The sequence below is a fragment of the Hungatella sp. SL.1.14 genome, assembly GCF_024460495.1.
In the GTDB taxonomy this organism is placed as follows: Bacteria; Bacillota; Clostridia; order Lachnospirales; family Lachnospiraceae; genus Hungatella; species Hungatella hathewayi.
Map to the genome: position 1 here is coordinate 1 of NZ_JANFYJ010000051.1, position 16268 is coordinate 16268.

Genomic DNA, 16268 nt, shown 5'->3' on the forward strand with positions numbered 1-16268 from the left:
TAGTAGGTAAAACTCATTTGTTTATTCTCGTTTAACATAAAAAAACCTCTTTCCCTCATCTTTCTTTAGTATACCATAAAAGCATAAAAGAGAGGGACTTTTTCAGCAGCCTCGCTCAGACAGGTGGACATTTCCCCTGAACGAAAAATTTTGCGCGTTAAGAACTTCTAATCCCCTGCAAAGTCACAGGAAAGGCCGCATGAGCCTGCCGGGACTGACCGGGGAGCAGGGGACAACAGGGACTGGGAACAGTAACTCATCGCCTCTCAGGGCATCCTGGCCGTTTTCCCTTGTTCTTTCTTCCGGCCGATTCTATAATAATACCATAAATCCGGTGCACGGGACATCAAAAAAGGAGAATCATATGAAAATAACACTGCACGAAGGGCTCGATCTTTCCGAGCCCGAAATCGAAATCCGGTGTCATATTGCCGACCCGCGGCTTAAGCGTCTCATAGACTATATCCATCAGTATTCCTTTTCGCTGGAAGGGCGTATCGGTGATGCCTCCTTCTACCTGCATTCCGAGGAAATCATCTACGTGGATTCCGCTGATGGGCGCACCTTCCTCTACAGCGGAAAAAATGTATACGAAAGCCGCGAGACGCTTGCATCCCTGGAGGAAAAGCTGGCCAACACCACCTTTGTCAGAATCAGCAAAAACTGTATCGTAAATACCGCCTGGTTGAAAAGCGTATCCCCTCTGTGGAATCACAGACTGGAGGCCCTGCTGAAAAACGGCGAAAAACTCATTGTCAGCAGAAATTATATTCCTGCACTGAAAGAAAAGTTATCCCAATAAAAGGAGGAAATGCCATGAAACGATTATTAAGAACCTATCTTCCCAGTTCGTCGATCGCCTTTACCATCGTCATCCTGTTCAGCGTCATCTTTAACCTGATTCTGGGAAAACACGATGCGCTGAGCAGCATCTTTGTCCTGGAACTCGCGGGGCTCATTCTTTTAATCCAGTTTGTATCCGCCGTATGTGACCGCATCCCGTTCCAGTCGAAAAAAGCATATCAGATCACATTTTATGCCCTGGAATATGCCATTGTCCTGATTGCAGGCTTCCTGCTGAACTGGGCGGCGTTTACCATCAGCAGTTTTCTTTACACGACACTGCTCTGGCTGTTTATCGCATTCCTGATCGACCGGTACTTTACGGCCGTACACCGCCATGAAGCCGAGGAGATTAACCGTCTCATTCTCTCCCAGAATCAAAAAGAGGAGCAGATTCCATAACCGATCCTGTGGAATCATACTCCCTCTTACCAAAACGTTATCTGCCGGCCGTCTGACTGCTCAGAAGCATTCCAAACGACTCTGCGGTCATGGGCCGGCCAAAGTAATACCCCTGTATGACATCGCAGCCCCGCGCCTTTAAATACTCGTACTGCTCTCTCGTCTCCACGCCCTCGGCGATGGTGCTCAGTTCCAGAGAATCCGCAAGACGTATGATACCATCCACGATCTTATTTCCCCGCTCATCTCCGATATTATCAACAAAGCTTTTATCAATCTTCAGCGTATCAAACGACATGTCATTCAACATCGCCATGGACGAATACCCTGTACCGAAATCGTCCAGTAATATACGGTAACCGGACTGATGCAGATGTCTGATGGCATCCAGAAGCCGGGGCTGGTTGTCAAAGAAAACGCTTTCCGTAATCTCGATTTCCACATTCCGGACATCCACCGCGGTCTCCGTCAGAATCAGGTTATATTTTTCCACGAAATTCAAATCATACAGAAGCTTTCTCGACACATTGACAGATACCGGCACCACCTCGTATCCACGTTCTTCCCACTTCTTCTGCTGTTCACAGACCTGCCGGAACATGTAACGGTCCAGCTCGCTGATGAAACCGTTCTTCTCAAACAACGGAATAAATTCTCCCGGCGGAACGAGCCCACCGTCAGGCCGTGCCCAGCGAACCAGGGCCTCTGCCCCTACGATCCGTCTGGACTCTGCATCATACTGGGGCTGGTAGTAAGCTTGAAACTCCCCATTCTCCAGCGCCCCCTTCATCTCGGCTTCAATCCGCTTATCCCGGTAAATCTGTTCCTTTACCCGTTCATCATAGAACGCATAGTGAACGGCAAACTGCCCCTTCCGGCTCTTTCTGGCAATTCCGGCACAGTCCAGACAGAAATCCAACGTAAGACCCTTGTCACGAATCTGAAAGATTCCCAACGCCGGCACGATGGCCAGCTTGTTCTGAGGCCAGATGGAATACGACTGAAGGCGGCTGCACAGTTCCTCCAGGCGCCGGCACAGCACATCGTGATCGCGGCTGTCTGCCAGGGCCACAAACATATCCGCAGACTGATGGGCAAAAATTTCCTCACTGCCGCACCATTCCCCCAGAACTCCATGGATATACCGGATCAGATGATTCCCCTCCTCGTATCCCAAAAGTTCGTTGATAAACTTAAAATCGTCTATATCCAGGCTGATGAGAGACCAGCTTCCCACCTCTGCCCGGCGGATCTTTTTCTCCGCCTCAACCTGGAATTTTGCGAAGGAGTAACCGCCGGTGATCTCATCCGTGTACAGGCTGTGCATCAGCTCGGCCTTTCTCCGCTTCTGATCCTTCAGAATATAGATCAGAATCCCCGCAAAGATCAGCACCATAAACGCCCCCAGCAGGTAGGTCCGTCCCAGCACTGCATTCATTTTGCTGTCCAGCACACTGGCCGGAGCCACGGTGAGCAGATACCAGTTATTGATGGGCAGCGGCCGGTAATACATGTATTTCATGCCATGGTTTTCTATCCGGATGCAGCCCTCCTGTCTTAAGTCAAAATCCGCCTTCATGGCGGCGGCCGCCTCCGAATTCTGGCTGTCCACCTCCTCGATTGCGTCGAAAATATTCTGAAGATCGGGATAGCTGTACGGATTAACAGAATCTACGATACAGTTTCCGTCAGTATTTACAATATATGTATATCCCCGCCCTTCAAAAGAGGACACCTCCAGCTGCTTGCGCATCTCATTCAGATTATACGTTCCAAACAGTACGCCGGTCACCTGATCCTCATGGTACACAGGGACTGCATAAACATGAATCTTTTCATTCCCTTCCCTGTCCCGGAGAGGATCGGACACGCATTTCTCCCCCTCCATCGCCTTTTTGTAATAAGGACGGTCAGATAAATCCATCTGCACATGATCCGTTGTATAAGTCTTCCCGTCTGCTGAGATAATCCCCATCCGCTTAAAATCATTCTCCATGGCGGTGGCGGCCAGCATGGAGGCAGCCTCCTCATAATCCTCCGCCGGATAGAAGCTGACGCGGCGTGAAACCTCTGTCAGCAGTTCCAGTTTCGCATTGATCTCTTTTTCCAGAATATTCTCTCCCTGAGTGGATACCTCCTCCAGAGATGAGATGATCTCATTCTGAAAATCGTTTTTCAGAGTTCTCGCATATAACAGCCACGACACAGCCAATAATATCAAAATCAGCAGACCGAGGATAATCTCCCGGTATTTCGCGAAAATATTTCTCATACCCCTTCCTTTCCCGCCTGTGACGCTGTACTCGATAACAGGCGGCATCTCATTTTATTGTACATGAAAGAAAAAGGGTACGTCAACTGTCACTTGCTTTTTAGCGCCGAAAAACCGTTCTTTGCCGGTCCGCGCTGTAGATTATTCTGCCTCAGTGAGGCAGCGTGCCGCTGTTTTCGTTCTCCCGGGGCAGACTGGTATAATAGGCGGAAAAGATATGGCAAAGCTCCCGTTTGCCGGACAGTTCCAGTTTGCGCAGTATATTGGACTGCTGGTTGGCAATCGTCTTGTTTTTGGAGTGGAGCGTTATCTCTCTCCCCAGCATCTGGTCCAGAACAGCCCGTTCAGCGGGAGACAGTACCTCCAGTATCAGACTGCATATGAGCAAAGCCTGCGGCGTTATTCCTGAGTACGTCGTCCGAATGGTGGGGATGAGCATGGAGAACTGATTTTTTAGTACGTAGCCGGAAGCAAATGCCCGGCGGCAGGCGTCCAGTATAATTTCCGGCTGGTCAAATGAGGTTAGAATAATAATGCGGGCATTTGTCTCGATCCGTATGGCGCGGGCAGTCTCCACGCCGTCCATCCAGGTAGATTCCAGGTTCAGATCCATAAGGACAAGATCAGGAGAATCAGTAAGCGCGGCCGGAAGGGCGCCTTTTTTGCTGCTGCACAGGGAACATACATCGAAATCGGCTTCTTTTCCCAGTGTCTGCTGAATCAGATACAGAAAATCTTTGTCATCGTCTACCACCATGATTTTTATTTTTTTCACGAGATGCTCCTTTCTGCGGGTTTACGTACGGAAAATACAGGGAAAAGCAGCTCCCCTCTCCTGCGGCCGAGTCAGCCTGCAGTCTTCCGGAGTGGGCACACATGACATTCCAGCAGTAATACAGGCCAAGCCCCATATTGTGGTTGTTATTCTTGGTCGTGTAAAACGGTTCTGATATCCGTTTCAAATCGTCTTTTTCGATCCCGCATCCATTATCACGAACCGTAATGACAGCCTGCCGTCTGTTCTTCTGGCAATGGTATGAAAGCTTAATGAGCCCCTCCTCCTTAATCGATTCAGCGGCATTCCAGATCAGATTGCGAAGCACCTCTGCCAGATGAACGGGATCACAGAAAAGCGGATCCATATCACAGGTGCATATCTGAATCTGTTTGCCTTCCGGCAGCATGAGTTCCTGTTTTAAATCCTCAAAAATCTGTGCGATATCGCAGAACTGCTGTTTTAAAACAATCCTATCTGAATACATCTGCGTCCGTGCGACGAAGCTTTCCAGGTGAGCAACCGACTGCTCAATGATGTCCAATTCCTTCATCCGGACCTGCTCCTGCCGGAGCAGGCCGGTACACCATGAGATTTTAGCAAGATCATTTTTCAGGGCATGTCCCACATAATGGGCATTTTTCTGAAGCAGTTTTTCATCGGAACTCCAGTTATACTGTTCACCGCGAATGCGGAGTCCCCAGATTCCGCTGTGAAACGCATGGTACACAATAAAAAGCAGGATCACGACGATTATAATCAGGTTGATCTGCCACGCCTTTGAAACCCCCTCCAGTCCCAGCGCATGATACGGAAATCCGGCAATGAGCCAGCACCATAATGGAAGCAGCACGCTCGCCGTTACCAGCATGCGCTGGTTATAGTTTGCGCTGAGCCGTTCCTCCCGCAGCGTTTTTAATAAGATCGAGGTCAGAATGATACCGTATAACCAGTTGTAAGCCGCAGTACTCAGACAAAATGAGACCTTACTCTGGTAATACAGGGTCTGCGTACATGGAAAGATAAGAATCATCACCACTGCCAGGGCGAAACTGGCTGCCTGCTTCTTTCGAAAAGCAGAGGGATTTTTTACATCTTCGTGGGAAAAATACAGGGCACAGATCAGACCGCACGGCAGGGAAAAGAAATAAAATACCCCGCTCATGACAGAATAGAGCCAGTCCGGTATCGCATGCGCGGCCGGCGAATGGATCAGTCCTGCCAGTTCATAATACAAAAATTCTTTAAACGTGCCAATACCGCATAAAAATCCGGTAGCGAAGCACCATTGATTGATCTTATTTCCAGGATTGGCAGCAAGGATCAGAAAAAATACCAGCCAGATTAAAAGAGTAAATACCAATAAGTATAATCCATGTATGCCCTCCTGTGAGACGCGCAACAGCAATTCCTTCATAAGCGTAGTTCCTGCCTTCTTCTTTCATTGATATCTGATGCTGTAATACCGGATCTCCGGCGCAGTGACCGCCATAAAGACTGCCTCCGGTCCGCTAAGTATAATTTATCATACTTTAAACTTTCTAACAACTGCATATCATGTTCAACCAGGAAGTAGAAATTCCCAAATATTATGGGAATTTTTCAAATATACCGGCTGCTCTGCTATAATTTTTCAAAAAAATTACCGGTTCTGTTCCGGCTTATGAATAAACCGAAGACAAATTTAGGCTTGACTCTGCACAGTGTTCCTGCTATAGTATCATTAAGTTATGTATCGTTTTGATATATATCAGGAGGTAATATTATGTTGGAATACATTATTCTCGGTTTTCTGATGCGCCGGAAAGCCACCGGCTATGATCTGAAGCAGTATATGGCCGAAAGCACTTCCTATTTTTTTGACGCAAGCTACGGAAGCATTTATCCGGCGTTAAAAAGGCTGGAGGAAAAGAAGTTCCTGTGTTCTGAGGAACAGGTAACAGGCGGAAAGTTCAAAAAGTTATATTCCGTTACCGGGGAAGGACGGAAACATTTTCTCGAATGGCTGAAACAGCCGGTCCATTTCTCAAAAACCCGCCTTGATCATCTCGTTCCGTTCTTTTTTTATGACTGCTTAGACGCTGAGACGGCAGGACGGAACTTAACGCAGTTTATCGAAGAAGCTTCATCGGGACTCGGGGAGCTGAGGGCCCAGCAGCGCGAACTGGATTCCAGCTGCCCGGAATGCCGCCATACGTACCACTATTCCGTGCTCGTCTACGGAATCCGCTACTATGAGATGCTGATCGGCTGGTGTATGGAGCTTGCCGGACAGACACCAAAACCATAAGGAGGCCCCTTCTGTGAAAACAATCATCCATGATTTAGACCCCGCCGCTTTTGAAGAGCTGTTTCCCGAAACCGCACTTTTGACAAGACTCGGAACCTCAGAGCCGCCTGCCGTCATTCTCTCCCCCATGTATCCGGCCCGCCCCTGCATCGGCTGTTTTGGCTGCTGGATCAAGACTCCCGGCAGCTGCGTGCTTCCTGATTCCTATCAGGAGATGGGGAAGCTCCTGTCCAGGACCAGCGAGCTCATCCTTATCAGCCGCTGCTGTTATGGCAGTTACAGCCCCCATGTTAAAAATGTGCTGGACCGCAGCATCGGCTATCTTCAGCCGTTTTTCCGCATCATCGGCGGAGAGATGCACCACGTCATGCGATACGGCAACCAGATGGCAGTTACGGCACATTTCTATGGAGACTCCATCACAAAGCAGGAAGAAGAGACCGCGAACCGCATGGTAAAGGCCAACGCCGTCAATCTCGGAGCCTCCGGCTTCACCGTACATTTTTATCAGACACCGGAACAGATAAGGGGGAATATGACATGAAAGGTATTTTAATAAACGGCAGTCCCAAGAGAAACGGCAGCGCTTCCGGTGTACTGCTGGACGATTTAAGGTCTTTACTCGCTCCCGATACAGAGACCGCCGTCATGGCCGTCACCGCCGCCCATCCGGCTGCTTCCCCGGCTTATACCGGCATGCACTGGGAGCCCTCCCCCGAGGAGCAGAAAAAGCTTGGCGGCTTAAGCTTCCTTGTCCTCTCCTTTCCGCTCTATGTGGACGGTATTCCGTCCCACCTGCTTTCCTTTTTAACGGAACTGGAGCGGTGGCAGAATCAAAGCAGGCTTCTGGAGGGCGACAAACCACTGGCCGTATATGCTGCTGTCAACTGCGGATTTTATGAGGGAAAGCAGGCTGCCATTGCCCTTCGTATTGTGGAGAACTGGTGCGTACGCTGCGGATTTGAATATAAACAGGGCATTGGATGCGGCGCCGGGGGCATGCTGGCCCATTTAAAAGGCGTCCCCCTGGCAAAGGGGCCGAAAAAACCGTTGGGCGCTGCCCTGACAGATATGGCCGCAAACATCGAGCGCCTTGAAAAGGGGAACGATCGCTTCTTCTCCCTCTCCATTCCCCGCCCGCTCTACATAGCCGCCGCTCATATCGGCTGGAGGAAGCAGGGCCGCGAAAATGGTCTGACTGTAAAGGAACTGAAATCGTAATACGAAAAACTCCCCTGCCGTTTGAATGGAATCCATTCCGACAGGGGAGTTTTCTATTGCAGCTTTCCTTCCCCGGAGACCGGGAGTGCAGGAAAAAGACTGGTTCTGATTAAATTCTGGTATCCCAGCGGCCGCAGAATACCGTTTCATTGTATCTGCCCTTAAACGGTGATTTTCCGGTCATTTTATCGATGGCGGCAGAGACCGCTTCCTCCGAATTTAAGTAAGCGTTGATGTACGTCTTTGCCATCGGCACATCGATCAGGTGATTCGTAAAGTTCAGAGAAAGGAAGACAGTGGGCAGTTCTGATACGTACCACGGCTGATCCGCGGGCTGCGCCCATTTTACACGCATGGTATTGTACTGTGCAAATCCCGATACGTTAAGTACCACCAGGCACACATCGTACGTTTTACGGAGGTCTTCCATCTTTCCTTTCACGGCCGGTGTCTCACCGTCCACTGTGAATCCTGCTTCCGTAAGCTTTCTTATGACCATCTCCTTCACAGGCGCGCTGTCGTCCGACTGCAGCTTACCCGCGACCACCGTTCCCTCTCCGCCGATAAATACCAGCTTCACTCTCTTATACTTCTCCAGTGTCAGGGGAAGGTAATGCTTCGTGTCTTTTACAAGTGTAATAAACTTGTCGGCCTGTTTTGCCGCAGATTCCCGAAACTCACGGCAGCCGATCACCGATAACTGCTCTCTGGGAGGCATCAGACGGCCTTCTGCCTGCAGCTTATGAAGCTTCAGCGCGGCCTTGATTCCGAGAATCCGGTGAAGCGCATCGCTCAGCCTCTCCTCTGTAATCACGCCGTTTCTGTAGCCCTCCATCATGTAGCCAAAGTCCTCGTCCATGTCATTGAAGAACAGGAACATGTCACAGCCCGCGGCAATTGCCCGCGGAACCTGCTCCCGCCGCGGCATGGCGGCAAACATGCCGATCATATGAGAGGCGTCAGTCACCACCATACCGTTGAATCCCAGGCGTCCTTTTAATAAATCCGTAATCAGCTCCGGGGACAGGGTTGCCGGCAGAATATCTTCATCCGCAGTATCCGGCCTCAGCTTTCTCGTATAGGCGGGGAGTGCAATATGTCCCGCCATAATGGTCATGACCCCATCATCGATCAGTTCTTTGTATACTTTCCCGAAGGTATTGTCCCATTCCTCACAAGTCATGTCATTGACGCCCATGAGAAGATGCTGGTCGTTCTCCTCGGTTCCGTCTCCCGGGAAATGCTTCATGCAGGTAGCCATATTCTGAGTTCTGGTTCCCCGGAAAAATGATTTTGCATAACGAATCGTATCCTCCGGGCTGTTGTTGAAGGCTCTGCACTGGACAATGGTATTTCTCCAGTTGTAGAGCAGATCCACAACCGGCGCAAAATTCCAGTTGCACCCGATGGCCGCGCTCTCCGCGGCTCCGATCCTTGCCACCTCATAGGCGGTCTCCTCATCGTCCGCTGCTGCCGTCGCTGCCCCGCAGGCCACTGCGGTACCGCCGCCTACGCCTCCGTTTCCGCCTGCCTCACAGTTAGAGGCAATGAGCAGCGGAATCCTGGAATGTTCCTGGAGAATCCGGTTCTGCTCATACAATTCCTCCGGCGAGGTATTGTGATAACGAATCGCTCCTACGTGATAGTTCTTTACCACGTTCTCCAGATCTTCCGGTTTTCTGGAGGTCACCATATTGACAAACAGCTGGCCGATTTTTTCTTCATCCGTCATGGATGCGATGGTGTCTTCCACCCACCTGATATCTTCATCCTTAAGGTAATAAGGTTTTTCTCTTAAATTAACCATTGTTCTCTCCTTTTCCCAAATTCTTCTCAAAATCCGCAATACACCGTTCCTCGTACGCCCCCCGGTACCTGTCATTCTGAAAACGCTCCAGCGCTTCTTTTCGGAACTGCTTCCAGGACAGTGCCTCCTTCTTAACCAGAATCGGATAGAAGCAGACGCCGTTCTGCAGAGCCGCCTGATGATCTCCGGGCGCATCTCCTATCATCAGAACGTGGTCCTTCTCGTAACCGGCCTCCAGAAGGCGGCCGATGCAGTATGCTTTGGAGCCCTCCGTCTGTGTCAGCACAACATCCGTTAAGGAAAGAAGCCCGCACCGCTCCCATTCCTCCACCACGGCCTGTTTATTGGCGGAAGAAACAATGGCAATATCGGCTTTTTCATGAGCCGCCCGGATTCCCTGCGCCACGCCGTCATACGGCTTTTTCACGTCCTCCGGAAGTCTTTCGATAGCTTCATTTACCGCCTTTGACCAGGACAGGGCCTTCTGAAAACACACACTGGATTCGTTCTTCTCCATCTTTGACAAGGCCTCGCCCGACAGCTCCGGCGCCGTCTCACACCATCGGACAAACGCATCGATCCCATCGATGAGCCGGTACGCTTCGGAGGCCTCCCGGAGTACGATGGCCAATGCCTTGAACCGATTGATTCCGCGGGTCATGGAATAGAGATTCACCTCATTCCATCGCTTTAGGAGCGCCTCTTTCCACGGCTCCAGCCCCCACTCCTTTACCATACAGGGGCCAAAGCATTTAAAATGTTTGATATCCATCGTATCCATGGCACAGCCGTCCGAATCGATGCAGATCAGATACTCCTGTTTTTTCTGAAAGTTCTCAAATACATCTCCCATTGTTTCCTCACCTTTCCTTACCGTTATATGGTTCCTCTCTTTACTTCGCAGCGGTTCTTCTCTCTGCAAGAATGCGGTTGTTCTCCTCTACCACGCTCTTGGATAACGGATAGGCAAACAGCAGGATCAGGCCGACAATCAGATAGCAGACAGCCGGAGCCAGGGTTGCCACCGTGTAAATATTTCTGGTTACAGAATCCGTCTGTACGATGACCTCTCCTGCCTTGGAGGACTGGTAACCGATCGCACCCAGTACCCAGCCGCCCAGGCCGCCGGCCAGCGCCTGGCCAATCTTACGTGCAAAGGAATAGACTGCGTAAATGGTGCCGTCATCGCGGCTTCCGGTCTGTACCTCCTGGTAATCGATTACATCCGTGATAAATGCCCAGATCAGCAGGTTGAAAAGCCCTGTTCCCAGGTTGCCGAAAGCAATCATGACGCAGAACGCCCAGGGATTCTGAATCCTGACGAAAAACAGAATAAAGTAAATCACGGAAGCAAATAATACGGAAGCTGCAGAGGCCTCTTTCTTGCCGAACTTCTTTAAAATAGCAGTTGAAAACGGTGCGAGAATCAGCGTTGCACCGGTACTGAAGAAACCGGCCAGCGACATGGCCTCTTTGCTCTTAAAGTAATCCATGTATAAATACGTATTCATGCTTCCAGACAGCAGCATGGAAAGCAGGAGAACGATCGCCGCTCCGATGATGGCGAGCAGGCTGCGGTTATGTACCATGCCTTTTACGGCTTTTGCGAAACTGCCACTGTTCGATTCCTTCACCTGCGGTTTTACACGCTCTGTAGAAAGGCTGTAGCACAGGATATAGCAGATCAGGGCCAGGACGGCAAACAGGCAGGCGATGTAGAAGAAACGGTCAGCTATAACAACCTGGTTTCCGCCCTCATAGGCATACACAAACAGGGGAACGCCTACATTGACGCATACGCCGGCCAGCGCCGCGCCTACGCTCCGGAATGTGGAAAGCTGGCCCCTCTCGATTGGATCGGAGGTAATTCCCGACGCCATGGAACCATAAGGAATGTTGATTCCTGTATAGCAGAAACTTCCCCAGAATAAATAGGTAAGATAAATATATACCATCTTAAATGTCATGGATTTATCCGCGATAAACGGATTAAACATCAGAACACCGGCAACCACCACCGGAATGCACATCCTGCGGATCCAGGGTCTGAACTTTCCGTCCTTTCCGATCCTGGCAGTATCCACGATATGTCCCATGGTAATATCCGTAAACGCATCCACACACCGGGCCACCAGAAACAGCGTTCCTACCGCCGCCGCACTGATGCCGAGTACCTTCGTATAGAATACCATAAGAAACGTGCTGGCCAGCATAAAGAAAAAATCATTGCCGAAGTCGCCAAACATATAACCGATCTTATCCCTGAAACCAAATTTTCTTTCCATGTAACATGTCCCCTCCTAAAGGTTAATTTATCTCTTTCGATAAAAAAACTTTACCATAAATGCAGAAAAATCTTGAGGATAATTTTTGTAGTTATCAGCACAATATTTGTTTTCTATGGTATAATACAAAAAAAATGTAGTATTAACATCATGTTATAAAGGAGAATCCCACCTATGAGCCATGCCCCCCAGACAGCCATCATCGATCTGATGACCACTCTTCTCTCAACCACACTCGGCGTGCAGACCTCCGTTCTCTTTCCCGATTCGGCCGAACTGGCGGATATTGATTACTCCCTCCGAAAATCCATCTTCACCGGACTGGATGCAAAGGAATTATTTTGCAGTATGATGGAAAGGGCTGAGGAAAAATACATCTACAGCATCACGGATCATTTTTTCAGCCAATATATTCTCATGCCGCTTCCTGAAAAGAAGGATTGCGGCTGCCTTCTCGTCGGCCCCTACCTGACAGAGGAGGCTAACGAGTTCCTGTATAACCGGGCGATTAACCGGAACCGGCTGACTCTGGAGACGCTTCCCGTGTTAAAAAAGTACTACCAGAACTTATCCATCGTGGATCCCGCCCGGATCACCGCGGCTTTGAACCACATTGCCTCCTTCTTATATGAGGATCACCACGATCTCACCATCCGTTACATGACAGAGGACTGGAATGAGCAGTACAGCGGTTGGAACTATGTTCCCGATCCGGAACACGCATTTTCCATCCACGTGACGGAAAAACGCTATGCTGCGGAAAATGAATTTCTGGATGCCGTCATGCGGGGAGATCAGGTTCTGGCTGTCCGCCGTTTTGAAGCGTTTTTGGACTTCCGGATCGCCCCCAGATATAAAGATCCCATCCGCGACAGCAAGAATCTAATCATTGTTCTGAACACGCTGCTGCGCAAGGCGGCGGAGAAAGCGGTGGTCCATCCCGTATATTTAGACGAAATCTCCCATCATTACGCCGTTCAGATTGAAGCTTCGACCTCCTGTCTCCAGCTGGAAAATCTGCGGATTGAGATGGTAAGGAAATACTGTATACTCGTTCAAAATCAGTCTCTCAAGAACTACCCGCCGCTGATCCGTGATCTCTTAAACCACATTAACTTAAACTTAAGCTCAGACTTAAGTTTAAAATCCTTATCACAGATGTTCAGCGTCAACGCCAGCTACCTCTCCTCCCTGTTCCGCCGGGAGATGACTATGACTCTGACGGACTACGTCAACGGCCGCCGGATCGACACCGCGCTGAAACTGCTTAACACCACCGATATTCAGATTCAGGATATTGCCTACTATGTGGGAATTGAAGATGTGAACTACTTCACGAGAATCTTTAAGAAAAAAATAGGCGTATCCCCCACCGAATACAAAAAATCAATCCGCCCGGCTTAGAGAATGTTGGAACATGACTCTCCGGGACAACCATCATCAGGAGGTATCATCAATGAAACAGCGAACCGAATACACCTGCCCGCTGGAACTGACCCACGATGCGATCCGCGGCAAATGGAAGCCCATCATCCTGTGGCAGTTAAGCAAGGGCGGCAGCTCCCTCTCCGCGCTTAAAAAAGAGATCGCCGGAATCTCCCAGAAGATGCTGATCCAGCAGTTAAGCGAACTGGCTCAGTACGGCTTCGTCGGCAAACATACCTTTGACGGCTATCCGCTGAAGGTGGAATACTACTTAACCGAGCGCGGCAGGAAGATTTTTGAGGCAGTCACCATCATGCAGAGCGTCGGAATCGACATGATGGCGGAGGATGGACGGGCAGATTTTCTGAGAGAAAAGGGACTGCTGTAGTTACAAAAAAGTGGGTACTGTTCACACAGCTCCCTCCGGTCTATAATGAGAAAAAAGGAGGATTTACCCATGAAAGATGCAGAGAAAACAGTAGGGACCATGCTTGATAAGCAGAGTGTCGCATGGATCGGTTCCGTTTCCCCGGATGGATTTCCCAATATCAAGGCCATGCTGCGGCCGCGGAAACGGGATGGGATCAGAACCATCTATTTCACTACAAATACCTCCTCCATGAGGGTCGGCCAGTTCCGTGAAAATCCGAAGGCGTGTGTATACGTCTGTGACAGCCGCTTCTTCCGCGGCGCCATGCTGACAGGAACCATGGAGGTTTTGGAGGACAGCGAAAGCAGGGAGATGATCTGGCGGGAGGGCGACACCATGTATTACCCGGGCGGCGTCACGGACCCGGATTACTGTGTCCTCCGCTTTACCGCCTTGAGCGGCCGCTTCTATTCGAATTTCCACTCAGAGAACTTCGAGATTCCGGAAGCGTGTACGGCAGAAGGAATGAATTAACTGATAAAGCAGAAAAAGCGGTCAGTGCGGTTTGATGCACGGATCGCTTCTTTAAAATAATATTGATTCAGGAATATATCAAATGATTGTCTTTTTACTCAAACTGTGCCTGATACATCTGATAATAGAATCCCTTGCTCTCCATCAGGCTATCATGATTTCCCTGTTCCACCACTTCGCCATGATTCACCACCAGAATCCAATCCGCATTACGTATAGTGGATAGCCTATGAGCAATAACGAAACACGTCTTTCCCTCCATTAGCTGGCGTATAGCCTCTTGAATCCGGAGTTCTGTCCTCGTATCTACATTGGAAGTGGCCTCATCCAGAATTAGCATTTTGGAATCCAGCAACATGGCTCTGGCAATAGTCAAAAGCTGTTTTTGCCCTTTTGAAACATTGGTTCCATCTTCTCGCAGCACCGTATCATATCCCTCCGGAAGGTGTTTAACAAAATTATGAATTCTGGCTGCCTGTGCCGCCTGCGTCACCTCCTCCAAAGAAGCCCCTTCCTTACCATAGGTCAGATTCTCATAAATAGTGCCGTGAAACAACCATGTATCCTGTAAAACCATGGCATATGCCTTTCGCAGGCTTTTTCTGGTTATATTGTGAACTTCCCGTCCATCTACCAATATTTCACCCGAATTAGTATCGTAAAACCGCATCAAAAGATTGATCAGTGTAGTCTTTCCAGCTCCTGTGGGTCCTACAATAGCAACCACTTTTCCCGTCTCGGCTCTCAGCGACAAATCATGCAGAATAATCTTGTCTTTTTCATAGCCAAAATCAACATGGGACAGTTCAACCGTCCCCTGTACCATCTCTTCCCCCATTCCTAATTCCACAGCGTTTTTCGCATCCTCTGTTTCCGGAATCTCATCCATCAGGTTAAATACACGCTCTGCAGCGGCCAGCGCAGATTGTAAGTCACTCATAATATTGGCCGCCTCATTAATCGGCCCAGAAAATTTCCTTGAATAAAGTACAAAGGAAGAGATCCTTCCTACAGTCATCAACCCCATCAAATAAAGAAATGCACCAAAGACACTGATGAGTGCCACCGAAAGATTATTAATAAAATTAACCATAGGACCGGCCATACTACCAAAATATTCCGCCTTGTAATAGGATTCCACAGCCTCTCGATTCTTTTCCCCAAATCTGCGAATGATTTCCTCCTCCTCGCAATATGCCTTAATCGTTTTCTGTCCTGTTACCATTTCCTCCGTAAAGCCATTCAGCATTCCAAGGCTGGCAGACCTCTGCCGGAACAGCGGTCGTGTTCTTTTCGTAATAAATTTTGTAATGCATGCAGACAATGGTACCGTAATGACGAACACAAGCACCAGACGCGGTGAGATCATCATCATCATGTACAGCGAGCCTACCACTGTAATCACCGTGGTTAAAATCTGGATCAGATCGCTGGATAATGACTCATTGACTGTATCAATGTCATAAGATATCCGGCTGATAATATCTCCAGTCTGGTGCATGTCATAATATCCCACCGGAAGCTTTAGCATCCTGTCGAATATATCCTTCCGCATACTATAAACCACTTTCCGGCTGATCGTAATCATCAGAACAGAAAGGCCATAGGAAAGTAAGGCTGAAATCACATAGAATCCCGCCATCCATGCTGCGTAGTGGAAGACCCTGGTGAAATCCACATTTCCCCTTCCTGGTTCAATAGCATCAATGGCATACCCTGAAAGCATGGGACCGATCAGGGCCAACAGGTTGCTTCCCACTGTCAGCAGCAATGCCACAAGCAGGAGCCAACGGTATTGCATCATGTAACCGGCCAGCCGCCGTATTGTATTTTTTTTCTGATGAAGAGCCATAAACCTTGCAGTCCCCCTATAGGGAAGCTTACTGTTCTCATTTCTTCTGTATACTGTCATATGACTCTCCCTCCTCGTATAATAAGTTTATAGCCAAGCAAAACAGGCTATAGACTTATTCTTTTTGTGGTATAGATGTAAGGATATTCTGTGATGTCATATCAGGAGGGGTCTCCTCCAGGAGCGCTGGTT

At 49.3% G+C, this 16268-nt stretch carries 15 protein-coding genes; 8 read left to right on the forward strand and 7 right to left on the reverse strand.

The features are described 5' to 3' along the window. The first annotated feature begins 364 nt into the window (after positions 1–364). The gene (locus tag NE473_RS29175) at positions 365–802 is read left to right on the forward strand and encodes a LytTR family DNA-binding domain-containing protein (RefSeq protein ID WP_055652426.1); all 438 of its coding nucleotides are present in this window, start codon (positions 365–367) and stop codon (positions 800–802) included. 14 nt (positions 803–816) lie between these two features. Continuing rightward, positions 817–1245 carry a DUF3021 family protein gene (locus NE473_RS29180; protein WP_207747045.1) on the forward strand — a complete coding sequence of 143 codons (429 nt, stop codon included), beginning with the start codon at positions 817–819 and terminating at the stop codon, positions 1243–1245. 37 nt (positions 1246–1282) lie between these two features. On the opposite strand, the gene NE473_RS29185 is transcribed toward NE473_RS29180, so the two are convergent. The 3 genes from NE473_RS29185 to NE473_RS29195 form a co-directional block, all read right to left on the reverse strand. Continuing rightward, positions 1283–3517, reverse strand: a complete 2235-nt coding sequence (locus tag NE473_RS29185) for a bifunctional diguanylate cyclase/phosphodiesterase (protein ID WP_242866278.1) — start codon at positions 3515–3517, stop codon at positions 1283–1285. Between the two features lie 151 nt (positions 3518–3668). After that, positions 3669–4292, reverse strand: a complete 624-nt coding sequence (locus NE473_RS29190; protein ID WP_242866279.1) for a response regulator transcription factor — start codon at positions 4290–4292, stop codon at positions 3669–3671. Beyond that, a complete protein-coding gene (locus NE473_RS29195) occupies positions 4258–5709 on the reverse strand; it encodes a sensor histidine kinase (RefSeq protein ID WP_055652420.1) in 1452 nt (483 codons plus the stop codon). Before NE473_RS29195 ends, NE473_RS29190 begins: the two co-directional genes overlap by 35 nt. Before the next feature lie 348 nt (positions 5710–6057). On the opposite strand from NE473_RS29195, the gene NE473_RS29200 reads away from it, so the two are divergent. Genes NE473_RS29200 through NE473_RS29210 form a run of 3 tightly spaced genes read left to right on the forward strand, consistent with a single transcriptional unit; the run spans position 6058 to position 7803 of the window. Then, positions 6058–6582: a PadR family transcriptional regulator gene (locus NE473_RS29200; RefSeq protein WP_022030812.1), complete on the forward strand. Its 525-nt coding sequence runs from the start codon at positions 6058–6060 to the stop codon at positions 6580–6582. A gap of 13 nt (positions 6583–6595) precedes the next feature. Further along, a complete protein-coding gene (locus NE473_RS29205; RefSeq protein WP_039891731.1) occupies positions 6596–7126 on the forward strand; it encodes a flavoprotein in 531 nt (176 codons plus the stop codon). Next, positions 7123–7803 (forward strand): hypothetical protein, encoded by a 681-nt coding sequence (locus NE473_RS29210; protein ID WP_006773868.1) that lies wholly within the window; start codon positions 7123–7125, stop codon positions 7801–7803. The genes NE473_RS29205 and NE473_RS29210 overlap by 4 nt, the downstream gene beginning before the upstream one ends. 109 nt (positions 7804–7912) lie before the next feature. On the opposite strand, the gene NE473_RS29215 is transcribed toward NE473_RS29210, so the two are convergent. From NE473_RS29215 to NE473_RS29225, 3 genes are read right to left on the reverse strand one after another with little or no spacing between them, the layout of a single operon-like run. After that, positions 7913–9610: a glycoside hydrolase family 3 protein gene (locus NE473_RS29215; protein ID WP_055652422.1), complete on the reverse strand. Its 1698-nt coding sequence runs from the start codon at positions 9608–9610 to the stop codon at positions 7913–7915. Then, positions 9603–10463 (reverse strand): HAD family hydrolase, encoded by an 861-nt coding sequence (locus tag NE473_RS29220; protein WP_055652428.1) that lies wholly within the window; start codon positions 10461–10463, stop codon positions 9603–9605. The genes NE473_RS29215 and NE473_RS29220 overlap by 8 nt, the downstream gene beginning before the upstream one ends. Positions 10464–10503: 40 nt before the next feature. Further along, complete coding sequence (locus NE473_RS29225; protein ID WP_055652423.1) at positions 10504–11895, reverse strand: MFS transporter; 1392 nt, start codon at positions 11893–11895, stop codon at positions 10504–10506. Between the two features lie 174 nt (positions 11896–12069). Here NE473_RS29225 and NE473_RS29230 point away from each other — a divergent pair, with 174 nt between their 5' ends. From NE473_RS29230 to NE473_RS29240, 3 genes are all read left to right on the forward strand, one after another. Continuing rightward, the gene (locus NE473_RS29230) at positions 12070–13299 is read left to right on the forward strand and encodes a helix-turn-helix domain-containing protein (protein ID WP_055652424.1); all 1230 of its coding nucleotides are present in this window, start codon (positions 12070–12072) and stop codon (positions 13297–13299) included. Between the two features lie 52 nt (positions 13300–13351). Continuing rightward, positions 13352–13708, forward strand: coding sequence for a winged helix-turn-helix transcriptional regulator (locus tag NE473_RS29235; protein WP_022030805.1), 357 nt, complete (start codon positions 13352–13354; stop codon positions 13706–13708). A gap of 69 nt (positions 13709–13777) precedes the next feature. Further along, positions 13778–14224, forward strand: coding sequence for a pyridoxamine 5'-phosphate oxidase family protein (locus tag NE473_RS29240; protein ID WP_055652425.1), 447 nt, complete (start codon positions 13778–13780; stop codon positions 14222–14224). A 94-nt stretch (positions 14225–14318) separates the two neighbouring features. Here the strand turns inward: NE473_RS29240 and NE473_RS29245 are convergent, their stop codons facing one another. After that, a complete protein-coding gene (locus NE473_RS29245; protein ID WP_081035062.1) occupies positions 14319–16136 on the reverse strand; it encodes an ABC transporter ATP-binding protein in 1818 nt (605 codons plus the stop codon). Positions 16137–16268 lie beyond the last annotated feature (132 nt).